Raw genomic sequence first — 19,108 nt, 5'->3', positions numbered from 1 at the left:
GCCCCACATTCACCTGTGCGTATCCATCAGGGCGGTGACATAGGCGTCCAGTCGCTGCTCCAGGGTGTGAGTCGTCAGCTCCGTCCTGCCGGCCTCACGCCAGACCCGCGACACCTCGCGCACTTCCTCGGAGGAGGCCAGCGCGTCCCGGACCAGCCAGTACAGCCGCCGGTCCGCGGCAGCGGCCAGCACCCCGCCGGCCTCCTCGTACGCCTCCGGGAACCGCAGACCCCACTGCGGCCCGTGCAGCAGCGCGAGCGTGACGGCGCAGTGCGCCACATCGAGATCCGCCGGGCCCCAGGAGGTCGCCGCCCAGTCGACGACCCCGGTGATCCGGGCATCCGCCGGCCCCGACGGCGGGACGTCGAACAGTACGTTGCCGGGCTGGAAGTCCCGGTGCAGGAAGCGCCCCTCGTAGGGCGGTGCGGGCCTGCGGATCACGTCGGTCGCGGCGGCCCAGGCACGCGCGTCGGCGCCGCGCGGAGTCACGACGGTGTCAGGGGTCGTCAGGGCCACGTACGCGCGCGGCCGCGCGGCAGGGCGCAAGGCGTGGATCGCCACGAGCTGCCGGGCCAGCAACGTGACACGCTGCTCCACGCCCGCGTCGTCGAGCACCGTCCGCCCCGGCAGATGTGTCATGAGGAGCGACGGATACTCGCAGTGCGTCGCGGCCGGGTCGACCGCGACCAGTTCAGGGGCCGGTACTCCGGTCCCCGGCAGGAGGGCGAGGGCGGAGGCCTCCCTGCCGAGCCAGTCCTCGGCGTTCTCCTCGCCGACGAAGGTCCGCAGCACGAGGACGCGCGTACCGCCGCCCGGATGGCCCTGACCATGACCATCCGCATAACCATGCCCATGCCCATGCCCATGACCGATGGTCAGCCTCCGCATCTCAGCGGTGAGCCCACCGTGCAACGGCTCCACTCCGACGACCCGTTCACCGGCCTGCAACTGCCGACGTACCCACAGATGTGTCAACGGCCGGAGGCCCACCGCTCCATCGCGCTCGATCATTGCGCCAGGCCATCATCCGGGGCCCGGTGCTCGCAAAACGTTTTCGTCGGTGGTGTTGTCGTCAGGCTGCCTGTGCCCCCGGCCGTTTGAAGACCTGCACGCCGTGCCAGACGACGAACTCGGTCTCCACCGGCGGGCGGCCCGGCGCGGGGGCCGCCACGGGCTGACCGTGCAGGGCGTGCAGGGATCGGCCGGCCGGGTTGCGCGCCACGTACAGCTCGGAGACCTGGATGCGCAGGTCGGGGAGGAGACCGAGGACGCCGAGGTCGAAGAGGGTGTGGTGCAGGGAGCACAGGGCCAAGCCGTTGTGTATCTCGTCCGGGCCGTCCTGGCTGTGCCACCGCACGTGTGCCGCCTCGAGGCCGACGGGGTTGCGGCCCAGGGCACCGTCGTATCCGCAGAAGGCGCAGGCGTACGCGTACGCCCGCAGTACCTCTTCGGCGAATCCGGCCCGGCGCTTGCGTCGTTTTCCGGCGGCGGGGAGGGTGACCGTGCCGTCCGCCGCGGCGAGATCCAGGCCGACGGCATCGCAGATGGACGCCTCCAGGGCCGGGGTGAAGTGCTGCTCGAGGAGCAGGCGCGCCGCCGCGGCGAGCGTCTCCGGGTCGCCGAGCAGCCGTTCCACGTCCGGCCGCAGCCGCCCGTGGGCGCCGACGGCACGCAGACGCGTCCCACGTTCCGGCACGCCGGGACCGACCTCGGCGCCTGCCCCGTCCCTGAGTTCCCACAGCCCCCGCTCCAGGTGCACGAAGGGCATCGCTGCCCGCTCACGCGCCCGCGCCGGGCTGGTCACTGCGGGCCCGAAATCATTGATCAGACGGCTGACCGGTTCCTCGGCCTCCTCGTACGTGACCGCCGTACTTCCGGCCGTCACGAACCGGCCGAGCAGCCAGAGCAGCAACAGCGGCTTGTGCGGGGCCCGCCGACTGCCGATCTGCGCCCGCCGCAACGCGGCCAGGGCGCCCAGGAGTTCGTCTCGCGTCATCACGGGTCCACATAGTCAGAGCTGTCGACTGCTGTCGTCGAGTGCGCCACCGATTCTGCACGCATGCCGGCTCCCGTATCCCGTCGTGTGGATGAGCGACCGACCGCTCATGGACGCCGCCGATTGGTGGAACCGGCTGTACATGCGTCGGGCCGAGACCGGTCTCCACCCGCTTCTGCTGGAGTATCCGGACGACTCGTCCGAGCCTGATCCTGTAGAAGGTTCCTACTTCCGGAGTCGGTGGACGGCTGAGGCGTGGCCGTCCTTCGAGGAGTGGCCCGGGCTCGCAACGCCTGCGGCGGTGGTGGCGGACCCCGATGTCCGCGCGGGGGAGGTGGCGACCGCTGTCGCCCCGAGAACCGGGCCCGGTGTCTGGCCCTCGTCCAGATCGAGCGTGGCGCCGATGCCCCGGCGGCGCTGAGTTGGCCGGGGGTCAGCAGTATGAGCGCGCGGCAGTTGTCGGTGGGACTGAGAGCGGTGACGGCCGCCCGGTCCGTGGCAACCCTCCAAGTCGTTGAAAGGGGGCCGGGGCCGCGCCCCGGCGGGCAGAATCGCCTCATGACAAAACTGCCGGTTCGGTCGGTCCGTCGCTCCTCCTCCAACTCAGTGCTGTCCTTGTGGTCGCAGGACTCCGTGTTGTCGATCGGGTCAGCGGGTTCGGTGCTGTCCGTGGGCTCGGTCGGCTCGGCGCTGTCGATCGGCTCGATAGGGAGCGCCCTGTCGGTCGGCTCGATCGGCTCCGCGCTGTCACTGATCTCAACCGGGTCGTGGCTGAGCACGGGGTCCTTGTTCTCGGCGCACTCTCGGTGGTCGGTGCTGTCCTGGAACGCCTCCCACAAGGCCCTGGCCGTAGGGGCGGCGGGGGCGGGCACCGCAGGCCTCCTGCTGTTGGCCCAGTCGCTGCACACCACGAGCCGACGCGCGCAACAGGCCTAGCAGGCCTCGGGTCAGGGCACGAGCAGTGAGGCGTGGATGCGGGTGATGCCCCGCTCAGGTCCGGGGGCGTCACGACGTGCGCGACCTTCTCGCACTCCGGACACTGCACGGAACTCCGGACACTGCACGGAACTCCGGGCACTGCACGAGACTCCGGGCGCTGCACGAGAAGCCCCCGGCCCCCGACCCGTCCACCCCCGAACCCATCCGCTTGACTGATCACATGGACACCCTGCCCCGCCAGCCCCAACGGCCCGCGCCCAGGCGCCACATGATCGTGTGCGGTGACGACGCGCTGGCCGAGCGCCTCGCCGCAGAGCTGCGCACCGTCTACGCCGAGCGGGTCACCGTCGTCCTCGCGACCGGCCCGGGTGACGAGACGGCATCCGGACCGGCTGTGCGGGCGCACGTCCGCACGGCCACCCTGCTGAACCGTGTCCAGAACCTCCTCAACCGCACCCCCGATCGCCATCCCGACCGCGCTCCCGACCGCGCTCCCGACCGCGCGTCCGACACCGAGCCGGGCCCCGGCGACAACCCCGGCGACGCCCCCGGGAACGACTCCGTGCACGTCCTGCAAGCCCCCGTGCTCGACGAGCAGGCCCTCACCGAGGCGGGCGTCGCCGAGGCCAGCGCGCTGGCGCTCGTCCATGACGACGACGAGACCAACATCCGCGCCGCACTCACCGCACGCCGCCTCAACCCCCGGCTCCGCCTGGTCATCCGCCTCTACAACCGCAGCCTCGGCCAGCATCTCGCCGCCCTCCTCGACCAGGCCGCCGCGCTCTCCACCCCCGGCCTCGACCCGGCCGCCCGGGACACCTCCACCACCGTCCTGTCCGACGCCGACACCGCCGCGCCCGCGCTCGCCGCCACGGCTGTCGCGGGCACCAGCAAGGTCATCCAGGCGGACGGCCTGCTCCTGCGCGCCGTGGAGCGGACGCCGCCCCGGCTCGGCGTGACGGCCGACCCCGGTCTCGCCACCCTCGCCCTGCTCTCCACCACCACCAACGACCCCGCCGGGTCCGACAGTTCGGAGACCGACGGCGGCGACAGCCCGCTGCTCCTGCCCGACGAGCGTGCCGTCGCGGACGCCGCCGGGCGAGGCACGATCGTCCTCCAGGCCGTGACCCCCGCCACCGCCGGCGGATCGTCGCGCGGCGCCAAGGCCCGGACGATGCAGCTGGGTTCGCTGTTCTCGCGCCGGCTGCGCTGGTCCCTGTTCGGCCTGGCGGTCAGCGTCCTCGGTCTCGCCATCGCCACCTGGGCCACCGGCGACCACATCCATCCCCTGCACGCCGGCTACTTGACCCTGCTCGACCTGTTCGCCATCGACGACCCCGCGATCGGCGAGCCCACCGCCCGCAAGGTCCTGCAACTCCTCACCGGTTTCGCCGGGCTGCTGCTCCTCCCCGTACTCCTCGCCGCCGTCCTCGAAGCCCTCGGCACCTTCCGCACCACCGCCACCCTGCGCCGCCCGCCGCGCGGTCTGTCCGGCCACATCGTGCTGCTCGGCCTCGGCAAGATCGGCTCCCGGGTCCTGGCCCGCCTGCGCGAACTCGACATCCCCGTCGTCTGCATCGAGGAGGACCCGGACGCGCGCGGCATCCCGCTCGCCCGCCGCCTGCGCGTCCCGGTCGTCATCGGCGACGTCACCGACGACGGCGTACTGGAGGCCGCCAAGGCCCACCGCGCGCACTCCCTGCTCGCGCTGACCAGCATCGACGCAACGAACCTGGAGGCGGCCCTGTCGGCGCGGGCCCTCAAACCGGACCTGCGCGTGGTACTGCGCCTCTACGACGACGCGTTCGCCGCCGCCGTCTACCGCACCCTGCGCGCCGCCCACCCGCGCGCCCTCACCCGCAGCCGCAGCGTCTCCACCCTCGCCGCGCCCGCCTTCGCGGGCGCGATGATGGGGCGCCAGATTCTCGGCGCCATACCCGTCGAGCGCAGCGTCCTGCTCTTCGCCGCGCTTGAGGTCGCCGGGCATCCGCATCTGGAGGGCCGCACCATCGCCGAGTCCTTCCGCCCCGGCCACTGGCGCGTCCTCGCCCTGGACTCCGCCGCCCCCGCGGACCGCCGCCCGGACCTCACGGCCTCACCCGCGTACGGCGCCACCGGCGTCGCCCACACCACCGGCCTGGTCTGGAACCTTCCGCCCGGATACGTGCTACGCCCCCAGGACCGCGTCGTCGTCGCCACCACCCGCCAGGGCCTCGCCGAACTCCTCGGCCGCGTACCGCACCGGTCACGACCCTGACAGTTGTCCATCCCGTTCCTCGACGGTGAAGGCAGACAACGCCTGGAGCGCCGGGCATTGGACGGACGGCCAGGGTTTCGGCTTCCACGCCCCAGCCCCGGGCACACACAGCACACACATGTCTGCCGACACCATGCCGGGCCTCTCTGGTGGAGCTCATACGTCACCGGTAGGTTCGGCGCGGTGGATCACACGGAGACGTACGGGGACACGGTCATGGCCGACGGTGCCCGCATTCGCTGGGTACGCCTGGCTGACTCGACACCTGGCTCGGCTCAGCGGAAGGGGGCCGCGCCGCCGCCCGTGGTTCTGCTGCACGGCGGCCCCGGCCTCCCGGACTATCTGGACGACATCGCCGCCATGCCGGCGGACCTCGCTCCGGTGTACCGCTACGACCAGCGGGGCACGGGGAGTTCCCCCTGGCAGGGCCGCCACACCCTCGCGCGGCATGTCGACGACCTCGTCGAACTGCTCGACACCTGGGACGTGCCCGCGGCCGTTCTCATCGGCCACTCCTACGGCACCGACCTCGCCGCCCGCTTCTGCCTGGCGCACCCGGACCGAGTGGCCGCGACGCTGCTGCTGTGCGGGCCCTTCGTCGGAGAGGACTGGCGCGCAGCCGACCGGACGGAGCGGGCCCGCCGGATGACGCCGGGTCAGCAGAAACGACTGCGCGAACTGGAGAGTCTGCCGCGTCGCACGGAGGGACAGGAGACCGTGTTGCTGACGCTCTCCTGGTTCACCGACCACGCCGATCCCGAACGCGCCTGGGAGTGGGCCGCACAGGATGCCCGGCACCGACGTCCGGTCAACTGGACCATGAACCGTGAACTCGGCGCGGACAACCGGGCCGACCCCCTCGCGCGGCACCTCGATGAACTGACCGTGCGTCTGCCCCGCCGGACCGAGATCCTCGGCGGCACCGACGATCCCCGCCCCCTGTCCGCCCTCGCGTCGCTCGCCTCACACCTCGGTGTTCCGCTGACGCGCATCGACGGCGCCGGACACGAACCGTGGCTCGAGCGTCCCGCTGAGACCCGGGACCATGTGCGGCGGTTCGTCCGCGCCGCGTCGGTCAGCCGGACAGGGCCGGTGGAAGAGGGCGCGCGTCCGCGGAATCACAGGCAGCAGTCGCCGCACTTTCCACCGCCGGGCAGCCGGTAGAAGAGGCAGCAACTGCGCCGCCGGAAGGACAGCTCCGGACCCGTGACGCCGCCCGTGCCCACGAGGCGTCCGGTGCCGAGCAGGGCGTGGGTCAGACGGGTCAGCTCCGGACGCGTTCCGGGGCGCGCCCGCAGCAGCACGGCCGCCGATCCGACGAGCGCGGAGGCTACGTTCCCGTCCAGAAGCCGGGGTGCGACCTTGACGTCGAACGTGCTCTCCAGCGCCGCGAGCGGGCCGGCCACCTGCTCGTACACCGCTTCGACCGCAGCGCTCGCCTCGACCGTTTCGGTCGCCTCGACCGTTTCGGCCGCTTCGACCGCAGCGGGCAGTCGGTCGACCGGACGTCCCGTGGCGGGACCTCGTAGCCGGATCGCCGAGCTGTCCTCGACCCACTCCAGGCCAGTCAGATCGGGCACGACGCCGTGCAGGACTGTGCAGGCCAGCACCGGTGACCACAGCCGCGCGGCGAGTCCCAGGTGTGCGATGGACCAGCCGATACGTGTCTCGCTCGTCGCGTACCGGCGGTTCACCTCGTCGGCTCGTGCGGCGAAGCCGTCCGCGAACGTCACCGGTCCCGTGCGGGCTCCGCCCCCGGTCGGCAGGGCGAAGAATCCGCCCAGCTCGGCGACGTCCCTGAGCGCGTCATCCGCTGAGACCGAGACCGAAACCGAGACCGAGACCGACGCCGACGCCGACGCCGACGCCGAGGCAGCCGTCGGCGCAGCGGTCGGCTTCGTCCACTCCCCCATCCTTGCCACCCCTGTCACCCCTGCCACCCCTCCCCGGAGGGAGATAGCCACGCGAACACGTATGTGCACCCTCTCACGACGTGTTCGCGCACCGAGGCCGCCCTCATCCGCGCGCGTGTGCGGTGCAGCTCAGCCCCGGCCGCTCATCGCCTTCTTGATCCAGTCCGCGTAGGCGGGCGCGCTGGTGTAGAGCCCCGGGCCCTCGCTGCAGCGCACGCCGGGGGCGCCCGGTCCGGAGGTGACGCCGATGAGCTCCCAGCGTCCCTTACGGTCCCGTTGGAGCTGGGGGCCGCCCGAGTCGCCGTTGCAGGCCATGGCCTTGGGCACCTGGCTGATCGTGCACAGGCGGCTGCTGCTCGCGTAGCCCGGCGCGCATGCGGAGGCCGCTCCCCTACGGGTGTCGAGCTGCTGGAGCCGGTCGGGGAAGATCCAGCCGTTGTGGTCGGGGACATCGGCGACGGTGCCGAACCCCAGGATCCGGGTCGCCGTGCCCGGCCGTCCCGGCTTGTCGGCGATGCGTACGGGCTTCTCGGCGACGGGGCGATTCAGCCGGACCAGCGCGACGTCATCGCGGTTGGGGCCGAGGTCCTCGCCGTTCTCGTAGCCCGGGTGGACCACCGTCCTCGCGGCGGACCGGACCGTGCCCCCGGAGTCCTTCCACTCACTCCCGATCCGGACGCTGCCGTCCACGGTGACCAGCTTCGGGTCCACGCAGTGCGCCGCGGTGAGCACCCACTTCGAGTCGATCAGCGATCCCCCGCAGACACCCTTGAAGGTGGGGTCGTCCACGCCCGTCACCGGGATCGACACCATGAACGGATAACGCTGCGTCGACGCCTTGCCGTTGACGATGGCTTCGGCGCTGCCGGACAGCATGGCGGCGCACACCGTTCCCGCGAGGACCACCGCGGCGGTGCGCGCCATCGTGCGGCGCGGGGACTTCAGATTGAGCACGGGTTCTCTCCGATCGGACAGGCGTGGTGCGACACGCTCAGCCTCCGCCGTGGAGCGGAACTGATCCATCCGGTCAGCGGGTCTGTCCGGACTCGGGCCACCGGGCCTGTTCAGGGTGGGGAGAACCCCAGGTCGACGGGGGTCGGGGGTAGGGGGTCGGGCTCCGGGGGTCGGGGGTCGGGCGTCAGAGGTCACCGACCGACATGTGCGGCGGCCCGTGCGCGCTGCCTGCTCCACAACCACTTCTGAAGAAGGAGGGTGAACGTGCCGGCCAGGGCGATCCCCAGCAGGTTCAGCAAGAGCTGTTGTGTGGAGCCCCAGGTCTGGTTCATGTCGCCGTAGCTGAGGGCCACAGCGGCGTTCGCCGCCGCGGGCACGGTCGTCACCGAGATGGCCACCCCGACCAGAGCGCCCGACTTCGCGGACGTGAGGGAGAGCATGCCTGCCGCGCCCGCGAGCACCGCGACCACGAACGAGAACCAGTCCGGCGCGTAGACGAAGCCTGTGTTGGGGCGCTCCGCCTCCAACTGCCCCTTCGTGAAGAGGCCGACCGCGTCCATGAAGGCGCTGAAGCCCACCGTCAGCACCATCGCCGCCGCGAAGCCGACGAGCAGCGCGATCAGCGAGCGCAGGGCAAGGCGCGGGGCGCGCTGGACCAGGGCTGTGCAGATGCCGGCGAGCGGGCCGAACTCCGGTCCGACGGCCATGGCGCCCACGATCAGGATGGCGTTGTCGAGGACGACGCCGCATGCCGCGATCATCGTGGCGATGACGAGGAACGCCACGTAGGTGACGGTGAGCGTCGACTCCTCGTGGGTGGTCTCCTCCAGGTGTTCCCACAGCACGGCGTCCGCGCCCTCGCCGGGCGCCGCCTCCTCGGCCCGCTCCGCGCGGCGCGAGAGGGACAGGTCGATGTTCTCGACGGCGATCGAACCCGCCCGGTCCAGCCCCAACGCCCGCAACCCGTCGATGAGTTCGTCCCCGGCCTCCCGGGCGACATCACACATGACGACGTCCCCGGCCGGGTCCCGCGCCGCCTTCGGCAGCACGACCAGGTGTGCGGTGCCGACCGTGTTCTCGATCAGACGCACCGCGGCGTCGGTCGTGTCCCCCGGGGTGATCAAACGCAGATGCAGCATCCGCGTACGGTAACCGGCTCCACGCCGTTTCATCACCGACGGACGTCAGCTCGCGCGTCAGGCACTCCTCACGAACACCGTTGCGTCCGCCGCCGGCGACGGTCCGCATCGATGCCCCTCTCACCGTGAGCAGATTTCGGATGATTTCTCCGCAGCCCAGCGGGTACCCAGGCCCCGTAAAGGCATAAAACAGGATGAACCGGGATGACCGAGGAGGATATATGCGTTTGTCATTTCTGGGGCCGCTCTTCGACCGCTCGGGTCCATGGGCCACGGTCTACTTCGACCTCGGTCAGAACGACGAGTCGGGGGCCAAGCGGCGGGAGCTGTCCGTGCGCGAGGTCTGCCGGACACTGGAGGAGCAGGGTGCCGACGAGGCGACCGTCAGGGCGGTCGGCGAGACCCTGACCGGCACGGCCGTCGCGGAGTACCCGACGGGCCGGGCCCTCTTCGCCGCCGACGGCGAGGTCGTGCTGAGCCACCGCCTCTCCCGCGCCCCGCAGGGCCAGCTCACCTCCTGGTCCCCGTTGCCCCGGCTGATGCCACTGGTCGAACTGTCCGGCCAGGACCCCGTCTGCCTCGTGGCCTACGTGGACCGCACCGGCGCGGACTTCGAACGCCGCGGCCCCGGCGGACCCCAGGACATCGGCGCGGTCGAGGGCCGGCAGTGGCCGGTCCACCGCACGTCCACCTCGGACTGGTCCGAGCGGCACTTCCAGCTGAAGGTGGAGAACACCTGGGAGCAGAACGCCGCCGAGATCGCCGACGCACTGGCCACCGCCTACGAGGAGTCCGGCGCCGACCTCGTGGTGCTGGTCGGCGACCCGCGCGAGCGGCCCGCCGTGCACGAAAAGCTCCCCGATGGTGTTCGCGACATCACGGTGGAGACCGAGCACGGCGGACGTGCCGCGGGCTCCGACTCCTCGGCGCTGGAAGAGGCCATCGAACGCGCTCGCTCCGAGCACACGGGCCGCCGCGTCGACGCCGCCCTGGACCGCTTCCGCGCCGGCCGGTCGAAGAAGGACGACCGACCGGAGGGCGCGGTGGAAGGCGTCCCGGCCGTCGTCGAGGCCGCCCGCGAGCACCGCATCGACACCTTGATCCTGCGCCCCGACGGCCCGGATCTCGGCCGGGAGACCTGGGTGGGCCCCGGGCCCGACCAAGTGGCGGTCAACCGCAGCGATGCGCACACTTTGGGGGAGAGCGACCCGTACTCGGTACGCGCTGACGATGCCCTGCTGCGCTCGGCCGCCGTCACAGGAGCGGACGTACTCGTCCTCCCCCTTCCCGACGACGACCCCTCCTTGTCCGGCGACGCCGACCAGGAGGCCCCCGGCGACGGCACGGGCCGGGCGGAAGGCCCGCCGGGCGCGGTCGACACCGACATCCCGGCCGGTGGGATCGGCGCGCTGCTGCGCTGGACCTACTAGTCCGGCCGCTCAGGGCGCGCGATCGCCGCCGCACAGAGCAACCATCCGTCGTACGAACCGAGGTGTGCACACATGGAGCGAGGCAGCAACCAAGTCGGTCCCCGCAAGGACGACGAGATGAAACACGAGCTGGAGGGGTACCTCCGGTCCGGCCAGCACACACATGTCGAGGAGGGCAACGATCCCGAGCCTCCGGCGGACGACGACATCCGCGTCGACCCCGGCGGCCCCGTCCCGCCCCCGGCGGTGAACGCGAGCAGGCGCGCGCGGAGGCCGACACGGAGGCGCTGCGCCTGGAACTGGCGCGCCACCTCGAACGTGCCACCTTCCCCGCCGACCGGCAGACGGTACTGGACGCCCTCCAGGCCAACCACGCGCCGGACACCGTCCTGGAGGCCGCGCGAAGCCTGCCGGACGGGACCGCGTACGCGAACGTCACCGAGATCGTCACCGCTGTGGGCGACACCCGGCCCCAGCAGCAGTGAGAACGCCAGAACACATCAACCAGGACACATCAACCAGGACAACGGCAACACACACCACCGAGGAGACCCACCATGGCGGAGCTGAGCCCCATCGACCTGCAGAAGGCCCTCAAGGGCGCCGAGTACCCCACCAGCAAGGACGACCTGGTGTCGCTGGCCCAGAAGAACGGCGCGGACGACTCCGTCGTCTCGAAGCTCGACGGCGTCTCGCCGGACCACTTCGACGGGCCGGACGAAGTCCAGAAGGCTGTGTTCAAGAACGCGTAGCGACACCGTCCGATGCGGGGGGTGGAGCGACACAGTCCGACGCCGAGGAGGCGCCTGCCGGGACCACCACCTGGCCAGGCGCCTTCCGCGCGCGCGACACGCGACAACGGCCGACCCGCACCCCGGCCGCTCCCCCTCCTTCCAATGGCGCAAGCGAAACGGCGGACGAGCACGGCGCCCGGCCATGGTGGAGGTGACCCCCGCCGCCCCGAATGGAGAACCCGCACATGGGCGAGCACGAGAACACGGCTCGACCGTGCGCCGAAGTCGACTTCCGATCGGCGGACGCCTCCGACGTACCGCACATCGTCTCGCTCCTGTCCGAGGCGTTCACCGAGGACCCCTGGGCCGCGTGCCTGTTCCCCGACCCCGAACGGCGGCGCGCACTGCTGCCCGCCTACTTCGAGGTCACCGTCCAGGACCTGCTCGCTCGCGGCGAGATCTACCTGACCCGGGAGGGCACAGGGGTCCGTCTCTTCGTACCGGCGTCGCACCCTGAACCCGACCCCTCGCAGCAGGAGCGCCTGCGCCGGTCGCTGCGCGCGGCGACCCAGGAGTACGCCGACACGCACGTACTGCCGGCCTTCGACCTGCTCGACAAACACCATCCCCAGGACGTGCCGCACTACTTCCTCGTCTACGCCGCCGTCGACCGCGCCCACCAGGGCCAGGGCATCGGATCGGGCCTCCTGCGAGCCATCCTGCACCGCTGCGACCAGGAGAACGTGGCGGCGTACGGCGAATGCACCACACCCGGCAGCCGCCGCCTCTTCGAACGCTGCGGCTTCCGCCCCCTCCCCGAGGTCGTCCTTCCGGACGGCACCCGCATCCATCCCGTATGGCGCGACCCGCGCGGACATGGCGCAAGACCGTAGCCGGAACGCGGTGCCTTCGAGAGCGGGACGGACGCGCGGTGAGCGCCGCCTCAGTGGCCGATGCGGTGGTGCCGGGTGGTGAAGCGGGGCAGGTCCGATGCGCCGATGCTGTGGCGGTAGAAGTCGGCCATCGCCTCGGGGGTGTTGTGGTTCCAGGTGCGGACGCCCCACGGCATGGCCAGGGTCCAGTTCGGCTGGGCCGACCGAGTCGCCCGGTCGGGCAGGACGAAGGTCTCCCCGATGATCATCGGCTTGCGGTCGCGGCGGGCGATCGCCTTCGCCTGGTCGTAGCGGCGCCCGCTGTAGCCCTCGGCGTCGTAGAAGTCGACGGCCAGGACGTCGTAGTAGTCCTTGCCGGGGCTGAAGCTCGTCCAGTCGTTCGCGTCGTACTCGGCGAGGCCGCCCGCGAGGCCCTCGTAGCGGTCGAACTTGGGGTCGCCGTCGGCCCAGCCGTAGTTGTCGGGCAGGTCCTGGACGTTCCACACCCAGACGATGTTGCGGAGCCCTTTCCGCTTCTCCATGTAGTCGTGGAACATGCGGTACAGGCCGGCCGTGCCGTGCGGACCCGGACGGCCGCCCCACCAGAAGACGTGCTGGTTCATCTCGTGGAAGGGGCGCAGCATGACGGTGACCCCGGCGTCCTGGAGGCGCCGCAGGAAGCGGGCGTACTCGTCCATGCGCCGCTTCCAGTTGGTGTTCAGCGGCGTGCCGTCGGTCATCAGCTCCTTCCACTGGTCGTTGTAGAGGTAGCTGAAGATCCGGTTCGGGCCCGGCAGGGTCGCGTCCGCCGTGTCGCTGCCCCAGCCGCCCTCGGCTTCCTGGGCGACGGTGTACTGCGGCGGGGAGACGTGGAACATGATCTGTACGAGGTTCCCGGCCCGCCACTGCCGCTCGACCTCGCCGATCATGTTCCAGCGGTGCGGGACGGTGCCGCCGGTGAGGAAGTCAGCGCCGTACAGGGCGGGATAGACGCCGAACTCGTTCGCCACACGCTGGTGCAGCACGTCGGCCTTGAGCGGGTCGGCGTAGGACTGGTCGTGCTGCATGGCGGACAGCATGCCGTGACCGGTGAGGCTGTCGAGGTAGTCGACGACGTCGACCGGCTTCGGCAGCCGGGACACGACGAGCCGGAGGCGTTCGTCGGTGTCCACGGTGCGGGTGGCACCGTCCTGGTGGATCGTGAGCTGCTCGAGGGCTACGCGGACGGTGCCTTTGGCGGTGAAGTCGCCCTTGGGTACGAGGCGTTCGCCGGAGCCGGGCAGTACGGCGGGGTTGTCGGTGGTGAACCGCGCCTGGACGATCCTCGCTCCGGCGGGGAGTCCGGCGCGGTCGTTCAGGACGGTGATGAGGTTGCCGGCGCCACGTGTGTCGAGGGCGCGGTGTCCGAGGCCGGTGCCCCGGGCCGGCCCGGAGGTGTGCGAGGGCGCCGCCGCGGCCTGCCCGGACAGCAGACCGGTGCCGGCTGTCAGCGCGGACGCGCCGGCCAGGAGCGTCATCGCGCGGCGGCTGACGCCCCGGGCTTCAGGAGCGGTCGGGGCGTCCTCTTCGCGGCGCGGGGAGGTCGGGTCGAGGCTGGGCATGGCGGGGTCTCCACATCGCAGGCGTCAAGGCGCGGGGCACCGGAGTCAGGGTGGTGCCCCGCGGCGGGGAGGTGTGACGGACGGGAGGAACGTGCTGTGCATCTGACAAGTGCGGGAGCGTAGAGCGCGGTTACGGCGGCGGTCAACGGATCGAGCGGAAGTAAGTACATGGTTCTCCGACTGAACTGGTTTAGTAGCCAACTCAGCTGGTGAAAGCGGTATCCATCAACAGCAAAAACAACTTCGCTTGATCGGTATATGGACGGGGCAAGGTCTCGGCATTACGGTGAGGGCGCGGCCGACCGGACGTGTCAGGGCTGACGGTCGCCGTACGGGAGGTGCGTGTTGTGGCCCGCCACGACCCGCCACGACAGGAAGACGCACCCGTGCACAGACCACGACGCGGCAGGCTGCTCGCCTGCCTCACCGCCACTGCGGCGACCACCGCCGCGCTGACCTTGACCGTGACGCCCCACGCCCAGGCCGGACCGGCTCAGCCGGGCGGCGGGCCCCACGAGGTGTCCGCCAGGGGCGGCCCGAGCGCGAAGGCGAACAAGCAGCGCGTGCTCGCCCACCTGAAGTCCGTCAAGGGCAGGAGCATCGTCTCCGGCCAGCACAACAAGGAGCCGGCCGACCAGCCGTCGCAGTACACCCAGCAGGTCAAGGACGTCACCGGGCAGTATCCGGGGCTCTGGGGCGGCGACCTCATGTTCAGGGCGGAGGACGTCGCGAACCGGCAGCACATCGTCGACGAGGCGAAGAAGCAGTGGGCCGACGGCTCGCTCGTCGCCCTCACCTGGCATGTGTGTCCGCCGACCATGGGCGACTCGTGCGAGTTCGACGGCGGGGTGAAGTCGCAGATCACGGACGAGGAGTTCCAGGAGGTCGTCACCGACGGCACCAAGCTCAACAAGGCCTGGAAGAAGCGGCTCGACGAGGCGGTGCCGTATCTGCGGCAGCTGAACGAGGCCGGTGTCCCGGTGCTCTTCAGGCCGTTGCACGAGATGAACGAGAAGTGGAACTGGTGGGGCCACCGCCCCGGCCCCCAGGGCGGCGCCAAGCTGTTCCGGATCACCCACGACTACCTGGCGGGCAAACACCTGGACAACCTGCTCTGGGTGTGGAACGTCCAGGACAATCCCGAGGGCGGCTGGGACCGGTACTACCCGGGTGACAGGTACGTCGACGTCGTGTCCCTGGACGCCTGGTACAAGAACTACCCGAGCCAGGCCGACTACGAGCAGCTCAAGGGGATCGCGAAGCACAAGCCGATCGCCCTGGCCGAGATGGGCAAGGTGCCCGACGACTCCCTGCTCGCCACCCAGCGGGACTGGACCTACTTCATGCTCTGGTCCGAGCAGCTCCTTGGCAGCAACACCCCCGACGAGATCAGGAACACCTACGCGCATCCACGCGTCCTGAACCAGGGCGAGCTGCGACTGCCGGGACGCAAGCGGTGAACCGCTCCCGCTGACGTCCCGGTCGCGTCGGGGCCGTCCGGCCACAGTGCGGACCGGCCGGCCCCGGCGCTCCTTCCGTCTCCAACCCGCCCCCGTCGCCGCCCCGCGCCGGGCGGACTCAGGGAGGAAACGTGTTCCACCGTCCTGGGCGGCGTGCGGGCTCGCCCGCCGGATCCAAACGCGCTGGGGCGACTTCCTGCGCAACGGGCGCCCAGCGGACGGAACTTGGCCCGCCTACCGGGCCGGCCGGCAGGTGACGATGCAGTTCCGGCTGCCCGCCTCCGGCCTCGTCCGGGACTTCGCCGCGAAGCACCGGTGCGACTTCTGGGACGCGCACGGATTGATCCGGCTCGCCTGAACATCCGGGGCCCGGCGTGTCATCACGCCGGGCCCCGGGACCACTGTGCGGCTACCAGCTACCAGCTACCAGTCGTGCACCGTGCCGTCGCGCAGCCGGTTCACCGGCAGGTAGGCGGGGCGGTAGGCGAAGCGGGCCGCGGCCTCGTCGTCGTACTCCACGCCCAGGCCGGGGTTGTCGCCCGGGTGCAGAAGGCCGCCGGAGAAGCGGTAGGAGGTGCGGAAGACCTCCAGGGTGTCGGTCGAGTGGCGCATGTACTCCTGAATGCCGAAGTTGTGGATCGCCAGGTCCAGGTGGAGCGCGGCGGCCATGCCGACGGGGGAGATGTCGGTGGGGCCGTGCATCCCGGACTTCACGCCGAACACGGCGGCGTGGTCGAGGAGTTTGCGCATTCCGGTGACGCCGCCGGTGTGGGTGACGGCCGAACGCACGTAGTCGATGAGCCGCTCCGACAGAAGCGTGGTGTAGTCGTGCACCGAGTTGAATACCTCGCCGATGGCGAGCGGTGTGGTGGTGTGCTCGCGGATGCGGCGCAGGGCCGCCTGGTCCTCACCCGGGGTCGCGTCCTCCAGCCAGAACAGGTCGTAGGGCTCCAGGTCCTTGCCGAGCCGGGCCGCCTGGATGGGCGTCATGCGGTGGTGGCCGTCGTGCAGCAGCGGCAGTTCGGGGCCGAACTCATGGCGTACGGCCTCGAAGACGCGCGGCATGTGGCGCAGGTAGGCGCGGGTGTCCCAGATCTCCTCGGCGGGGCGGGCGGGGCCTTCCTCGGCGCGGCGGGCCGGCTCGTAGTCGTAGCGCTCACCCTGTCCGGCGGCGGAGGCGGCGACGCCGTAGACGGAGTCGAGGCCGGGGATGCCGCTCTGGATGCGGATGGCGCGGTAGCCCTGCTCCAGGTGGGCGCGTACGGAGTCGAGGAGTTCGGGGATGTCGCGGCCCGAGGCGTGCCCGTAGGCGAGGGCGCCGGTGCGGGAGGCGCCGCCGAGCAGTTGGTAGAGGGGCATGCCTGCGGCCTTGGCCTTGATGTCCCACAGCGCGGTGTCCACGGCGGCGATCGCGGCCATGGTGACCGGTCCGCGCCGCCAGTAGGCGCCGCGGTAGAGGTACTGCCAGGTGTCCTCGATGGCTCCGGCGTCGCGGCCGGTCAGGAGCGGGGCTATGTGGTCGCGGAGGTAGGCGGCGACGGCGAGTTCGCGGCCGTTGAGAGTGGCGTCACCGAGGCCGGTGAGGCCCTCGTCGGTGGTGATGCGGAGGGTGACGAAGTTGCGGCCCGGACTGGTGATGAGGGTGTCGACAGCTGTGATCTTCACAGGGTGCTCCTCGAACGGCCGGGCCACGCCGGGCTCGGGGCCCGGCGTGGCTCGATGCGGATCGGATGAACTCAGGGAATCAGTTCAGGTAACCAACTCAAGTAACCAACTCAGGTAACCAGAAAGCTCAGGCGTCGCGCTGCGCGCCCACGACGCAACGGTCCCGGCCTCGTACGCGCCGGAGCCGCAGGTGTCCCCGCCCCGGCTCGTCGTCCGCGAGTCCACGGTCCCCGGTGCGCTGCAGCGCAGGCGCTTACACCCCTGGTCAGTCGGTGATGCCGGGGTTGCGGAGCATGATGTCCTCGGCCGTCCGCCAGAGCCGGGGCAGGAACCGGGTCACCTCTTCGGCCCGGTGGACGATGTCCCGTGCGGAGACGATGCCGAGGTCGGCCACCGCGGCCCGGAAGGCCGGGGCGAGGTCTTCGTGCAGCTGGGGCGCGTCGGCGGCGAGGACGGTGTGGCAGCGGGCGAAGGTCGCGATGATCCAGAAGACGGCCGCGTGGTGATCGCCCGCGTCGATGAGCCGCCGGCTGCCGTCGATCGCGAGCGGGCGTGCGGCGGGCGTGAGGTCGCTGCTGAAGAAGAAGGGTGTCTTCGAGACCTGCGCGGTGGCGTCGAAGGTGGCGGCGAGTGTGCGCAGATGGTGCTCAACGCGCTCCGCGGACAGGTGTGAGCAGCCGAGAAGGCGCAGCAGCTCCGGGTGGAGACTCAGGTGCCCGTACTCGGTGAGAACCTCGCGGGCTGCCGCGTAGCGCAGGCGGACGGTGGGGTTGCGCAGGGCGGCGACGAGAAGGACGTGGCAGGTCACACCTGTGGGGAACAGCCAGGAGAGCACCTGCTCGTGGAACGGCGCGGAGGTGTCGAGCGCGGCCAGTCGGGACTCGATCCGGTGGCGGGCGTCCTGGCATCTGCGGCGCACCCAGGGCCGCTGCGTGAAGTGGCGCGAGACATGTGTGTGCAGGGTGCGCAGTGCGCCGGTGGGGTCGTCGATGATGGTGTCGGTGCGGAAGTTGTTGGCCAGGTGGTACGACGTCAGTACGGCGTCGGCGGAGGCGATGTAGGCCCAGGGCAGGTAGCTGACCTCCAGCAGGGCATCCCGGAAGCGGATCTTCCCGGGTTTGGCCGGCGTGGGTCCTGGGCGGTGACGACGAAGACGTCGACGTCCGAGGAGGGCGACAGCTCCGGGTCGTCCGGCAGCCCGACGGTCGAGCCGCTCAAGTACGCGCCCCGGTAACCGATTTCGGGCCGGGCGTACCGGGCGACCCACTCCCTCGCGGCGGAACGCGCCGATCCGACCCGCACGGTCACCTCACCTCACCTCACCTCTCCCCTCCCGACACACCTGCGACTGCTTCCGCGAGATCAGTCGCAGGACGCCCCCGCGCGCAGTGGTCCGCCGGACGGTGCTCAGCGCTTCACGCGGCGGGCCAGCAGAACCGAGTCCTCGGCCTCGACCGGGCCGCTGTCCCGCTTCAGCGTACGGAGACGCTGCTCCGCCAGGACGGGCTCGAAGTCCTCGGGCAGGCCGGGGAGCAGCTCGGCGGCCAGAAACATCGCCTTGCGGTGGCTCTCGGAGAGCTGCGTGAACTCGTGCGACGGCGCGTGGCCGACGACCAGGAGCAGCCCACCCGGCGCGACGGCCGTGGCGAGGCGGCGGGTCACGTCCACCATGCCGCCGTCGGGGGCGTGCAGGTAGTGGGTGGTGACCAGGTCGTACGAGCGGCCGTCGGCGTCGAAGGTCCGGGCGTCGACCTGCCACCAGTCGGTCTGGTCGGCGACCCCCGCCTGCTCGGCGTGGCGGGCCGCACGGGCGAGACCCTGCGCCGAGAAGTCGGCCCCCGTCACCTGCCAGCCCTGCCCGGCCAGCCAGACGACGTCGCCGCCCTCCCCGCAACCGACGTCCAGCGCCGTTCCGGGGGTGACTCCGCGGGCGGCGTCGACCAGCTGCGGGTTGGGCTCGCCGCTCCAGAACCGCTCCTGCCCGGCGTAGCGCTCGTCCCAGGCGGCGGGCTCGAAGAACTCCGCGGCCGCTTGCTCGTCGTGCGTGTGCCCGTGGGTGCCGTTGTGGGTGCCGTTGTGGGTGTCGCCGTGTGCGCCGTCGTGTGTTTCGTCGTGCGTGCTGTCGTGGGTGCCGTCGTGCTTGTGGTG

General features: G+C 71.2%; 17 protein-coding genes. 8 read left to right on the top strand and 9 right to left on the bottom strand.

Annotated features, from left to right (window positions below):
* Positions 1-9: 9 nt before the first annotated feature.
* Both N5I75_RS04880 and N5I75_RS04875 read right to left on the bottom strand, forming a co-directional pair.
* Entirely contained in the window at positions 10-1,011 is a 1,002-nt protein-coding gene (locus N5I75_RS04880) for a phosphotransferase family protein (RefSeq protein ID WP_476674633.1), read from the bottom strand.
* A gap of 61 nt (positions 1,012-1,072) precedes the next feature.
* Positions 1,073-1,996 (bottom strand): phosphorothioated DNA-binding restriction endonuclease, encoded by a 924-nt coding sequence (locus N5I75_RS04875; protein ID WP_476674631.1) that lies wholly within the window; start codon positions 1,994-1,996, stop codon positions 1,073-1,075.
* A 558-nt stretch (positions 1,997-2,554) separates the two neighbouring features.
* On the opposite strand from N5I75_RS04875, the gene N5I75_RS04870 reads away from it, so the two are divergent.
* The 3 genes from N5I75_RS04870 to N5I75_RS04860 all read left to right on the top strand — a co-directional run bounded on the left by N5I75_RS04870 (position 2,555) and on the right by N5I75_RS04860 (position 6,356).
* Complete coding sequence (locus N5I75_RS04870) at positions 2,555-2,932, top strand: hypothetical protein (RefSeq protein ID WP_476674629.1); 378 nt, start codon at positions 2,555-2,557, stop codon at positions 2,930-2,932.
* 223 nt (positions 2,933-3,155) lie between these two features.
* Positions 3,156-5,192 (top strand): NAD-binding protein, encoded by a 2,037-nt coding sequence (locus tag N5I75_RS04865; protein WP_476674627.1) that lies wholly within the window; start codon positions 3,156-3,158, stop codon positions 5,190-5,192.
* Positions 5,193-5,375: 183 nt separating this feature from the next.
* Complete coding sequence (locus tag N5I75_RS04860; RefSeq protein ID WP_476674625.1) at positions 5,376-6,356, top strand: alpha/beta fold hydrolase; 981 nt, start codon at positions 5,376-5,378, stop codon at positions 6,354-6,356.
* On the opposite strand, the gene N5I75_RS04855 is transcribed toward N5I75_RS04860, so the two are convergent.
* The 3 genes from N5I75_RS04855 to N5I75_RS04845 all read right to left on the bottom strand — a co-directional run bounded on the left by N5I75_RS04855 (position 6,311) and on the right by N5I75_RS04845 (position 9,198).
* A complete protein-coding gene (locus tag N5I75_RS04855) occupies positions 6,311-7,105 on the bottom strand; it encodes a (2Fe-2S)-binding protein (RefSeq protein ID WP_476674623.1) in 795 nt (264 codons plus the stop codon). The two genes, N5I75_RS04860 and N5I75_RS04855, sit on opposite strands and share 46 nt — an antisense overlap.
* Before the next feature lie 129 nt (positions 7,106-7,234).
* On the bottom strand, positions 7,235-8,059 hold the full coding sequence (locus tag N5I75_RS04850; RefSeq protein ID WP_476674621.1) for a S1 family peptidase: 825 nt from the start codon (positions 8,057-8,059) through the stop codon (positions 7,235-7,237).
* Between the two features lie 191 nt (positions 8,060-8,250).
* Entirely contained in the window at positions 8,251-9,198 is a 948-nt protein-coding gene (locus N5I75_RS04845) for a DUF389 domain-containing protein (RefSeq protein ID WP_476674619.1), read from the bottom strand.
* Positions 9,199-9,419: 221 nt separating this feature from the next.
* Here N5I75_RS04845 and N5I75_RS04840 point away from each other — a divergent pair, with 221 nt between their 5' ends.
* The 4 genes from N5I75_RS04840 to N5I75_RS04825 all read left to right on the top strand — a co-directional run bounded on the left by N5I75_RS04840 (position 9,420) and on the right by N5I75_RS04825 (position 12,255).
* Positions 9,420-10,628, top strand: coding sequence for a baeRF2 domain-containing protein (locus N5I75_RS04840; RefSeq protein ID WP_476674617.1), 1,209 nt, complete (start codon positions 9,420-9,422; stop codon positions 10,626-10,628).
* Between the two features lie 62 nt (positions 10,629-10,690).
* Positions 10,691-11,113 (top strand): DUF2795 domain-containing protein, encoded by a 423-nt coding sequence (locus N5I75_RS04835; protein WP_476674615.1) that lies wholly within the window; start codon positions 10,691-10,693, stop codon positions 11,111-11,113.
* 72 nt (positions 11,114-11,185) lie between these two features.
* Complete coding sequence (locus N5I75_RS04830; protein ID WP_476674613.1) at positions 11,186-11,380, top strand: DUF2795 domain-containing protein; 195 nt, start codon at positions 11,186-11,188, stop codon at positions 11,378-11,380.
* A gap of 227 nt (positions 11,381-11,607) precedes the next feature.
* Positions 11,608-12,255: a GNAT family N-acetyltransferase gene (locus N5I75_RS04825; RefSeq protein ID WP_476674611.1), complete on the top strand. Its 648-nt coding sequence runs from the start codon at positions 11,608-11,610 to the stop codon at positions 12,253-12,255.
* 50 nt (positions 12,256-12,305) lie between these two features.
* On the opposite strand, the gene N5I75_RS04820 is transcribed toward N5I75_RS04825, so the two are convergent.
* Positions 12,306-13,835, bottom strand: coding sequence for a glycoside hydrolase family 26 protein (locus N5I75_RS04820; RefSeq protein ID WP_476674609.1), 1,530 nt, complete (start codon positions 13,833-13,835; stop codon positions 12,306-12,308).
* Positions 13,836-14,221: 386 nt separating this feature from the next.
* Between N5I75_RS04820 and N5I75_RS04815 the strand changes: the two genes are divergently transcribed.
* Positions 14,222-15,295, top strand: coding sequence for a glycoside hydrolase family 26 protein (locus N5I75_RS04815; RefSeq protein WP_476674607.1), 1,074 nt, complete (start codon positions 14,222-14,224; stop codon positions 15,293-15,295).
* A gap of 423 nt (positions 15,296-15,718) precedes the next feature.
* Here N5I75_RS04815 and manD read toward each other — a convergent pair whose 3' ends face one another.
* The 3 genes from manD to N5I75_RS04800 all read right to left on the bottom strand — a co-directional run.
* Positions 15,719-16,960 (bottom strand): D-mannonate dehydratase ManD, encoded by a 1,242-nt coding sequence (manD, locus tag N5I75_RS04810; protein ID WP_476674605.1) that lies wholly within the window; start codon positions 16,958-16,960, stop codon positions 15,719-15,721.
* A 265-nt stretch (positions 16,961-17,225) separates the two neighbouring features.
* A complete protein-coding gene (locus N5I75_RS04805; protein WP_476674603.1) occupies positions 17,226-18,227 on the bottom strand; it encodes a hypothetical protein in 1,002 nt (333 codons plus the stop codon).
* A 140-nt stretch (positions 18,228-18,367) separates the two neighbouring features.
* A partial coding sequence (locus N5I75_RS04800) for a class I SAM-dependent methyltransferase (RefSeq protein WP_476674601.1) occupies positions 18,368-19,108 on the bottom strand: 741 nt, incomplete at its 5' end.

The sequence above is a fragment of the Streptomyces sp. R818 genome, from assembly GCF_056172735.1.
The sequence above is the reverse complement of the archived record's forward strand: the minus strand, read 5'-3'. Positions and strand labels throughout refer to the sequence as shown.

Coding starts and splice junctions, on each gene's coding strand:
- N5I75_RS04870 (WP_476674629.1), top strand. CDS start 2,555: ATGACAAAACTGCCGGTTCGGTCGGTCCGTCGCTCCTCCTCCAACTCA.
- N5I75_RS04845 (WP_476674619.1), bottom strand. CDS start 9,198: ATGCTGCATCTGCGTTTGATCACCCCGGGGGACACGACCGACGCCGCG.
- N5I75_RS04830 (WP_476674613.1), top strand. CDS start 11,186: ATGGCGGAGCTGAGCCCCATCGACCTGCAGAAGGCCCTCAAGGGCGCC.
- N5I75_RS04880 (WP_476674633.1), bottom strand. CDS start 1,011: ATGATCGAGCGCGATGGAGCGGTGGGCCTCCGGCCGTTGACACATCTG.
- N5I75_RS04820 (WP_476674609.1), bottom strand. CDS start 13,835: ATGCCCAGCCTCGACCCGACCTCCCCGCGCCGCGAAGAGGACGCCCCG.
- N5I75_RS04865 (WP_476674627.1), top strand. CDS start 3,156: ATGGACACCCTGCCCCGCCAGCCCCAACGGCCCGCGCCCAGGCGCCAC.
- N5I75_RS04855 (WP_476674623.1), bottom strand. CDS start 7,105: ATGGGGGAGTGGACGAAGCCGACCGCTGCGCCGACGGCTGCCTCGGCG.
- N5I75_RS04840 (WP_476674617.1), top strand. CDS start 9,420: ATGCGTTTGTCATTTCTGGGGCCGCTCTTCGACCGCTCGGGTCCATGG.
- N5I75_RS04825 (WP_476674611.1), top strand. CDS start 11,608: ATGGGCGAGCACGAGAACACGGCTCGACCGTGCGCCGAAGTCGACTTC.
- N5I75_RS04875 (WP_476674631.1), bottom strand. CDS start 1,996: ATGACGCGAGACGAACTCCTGGGCGCCCTGGCCGCGTTGCGGCGGGCG.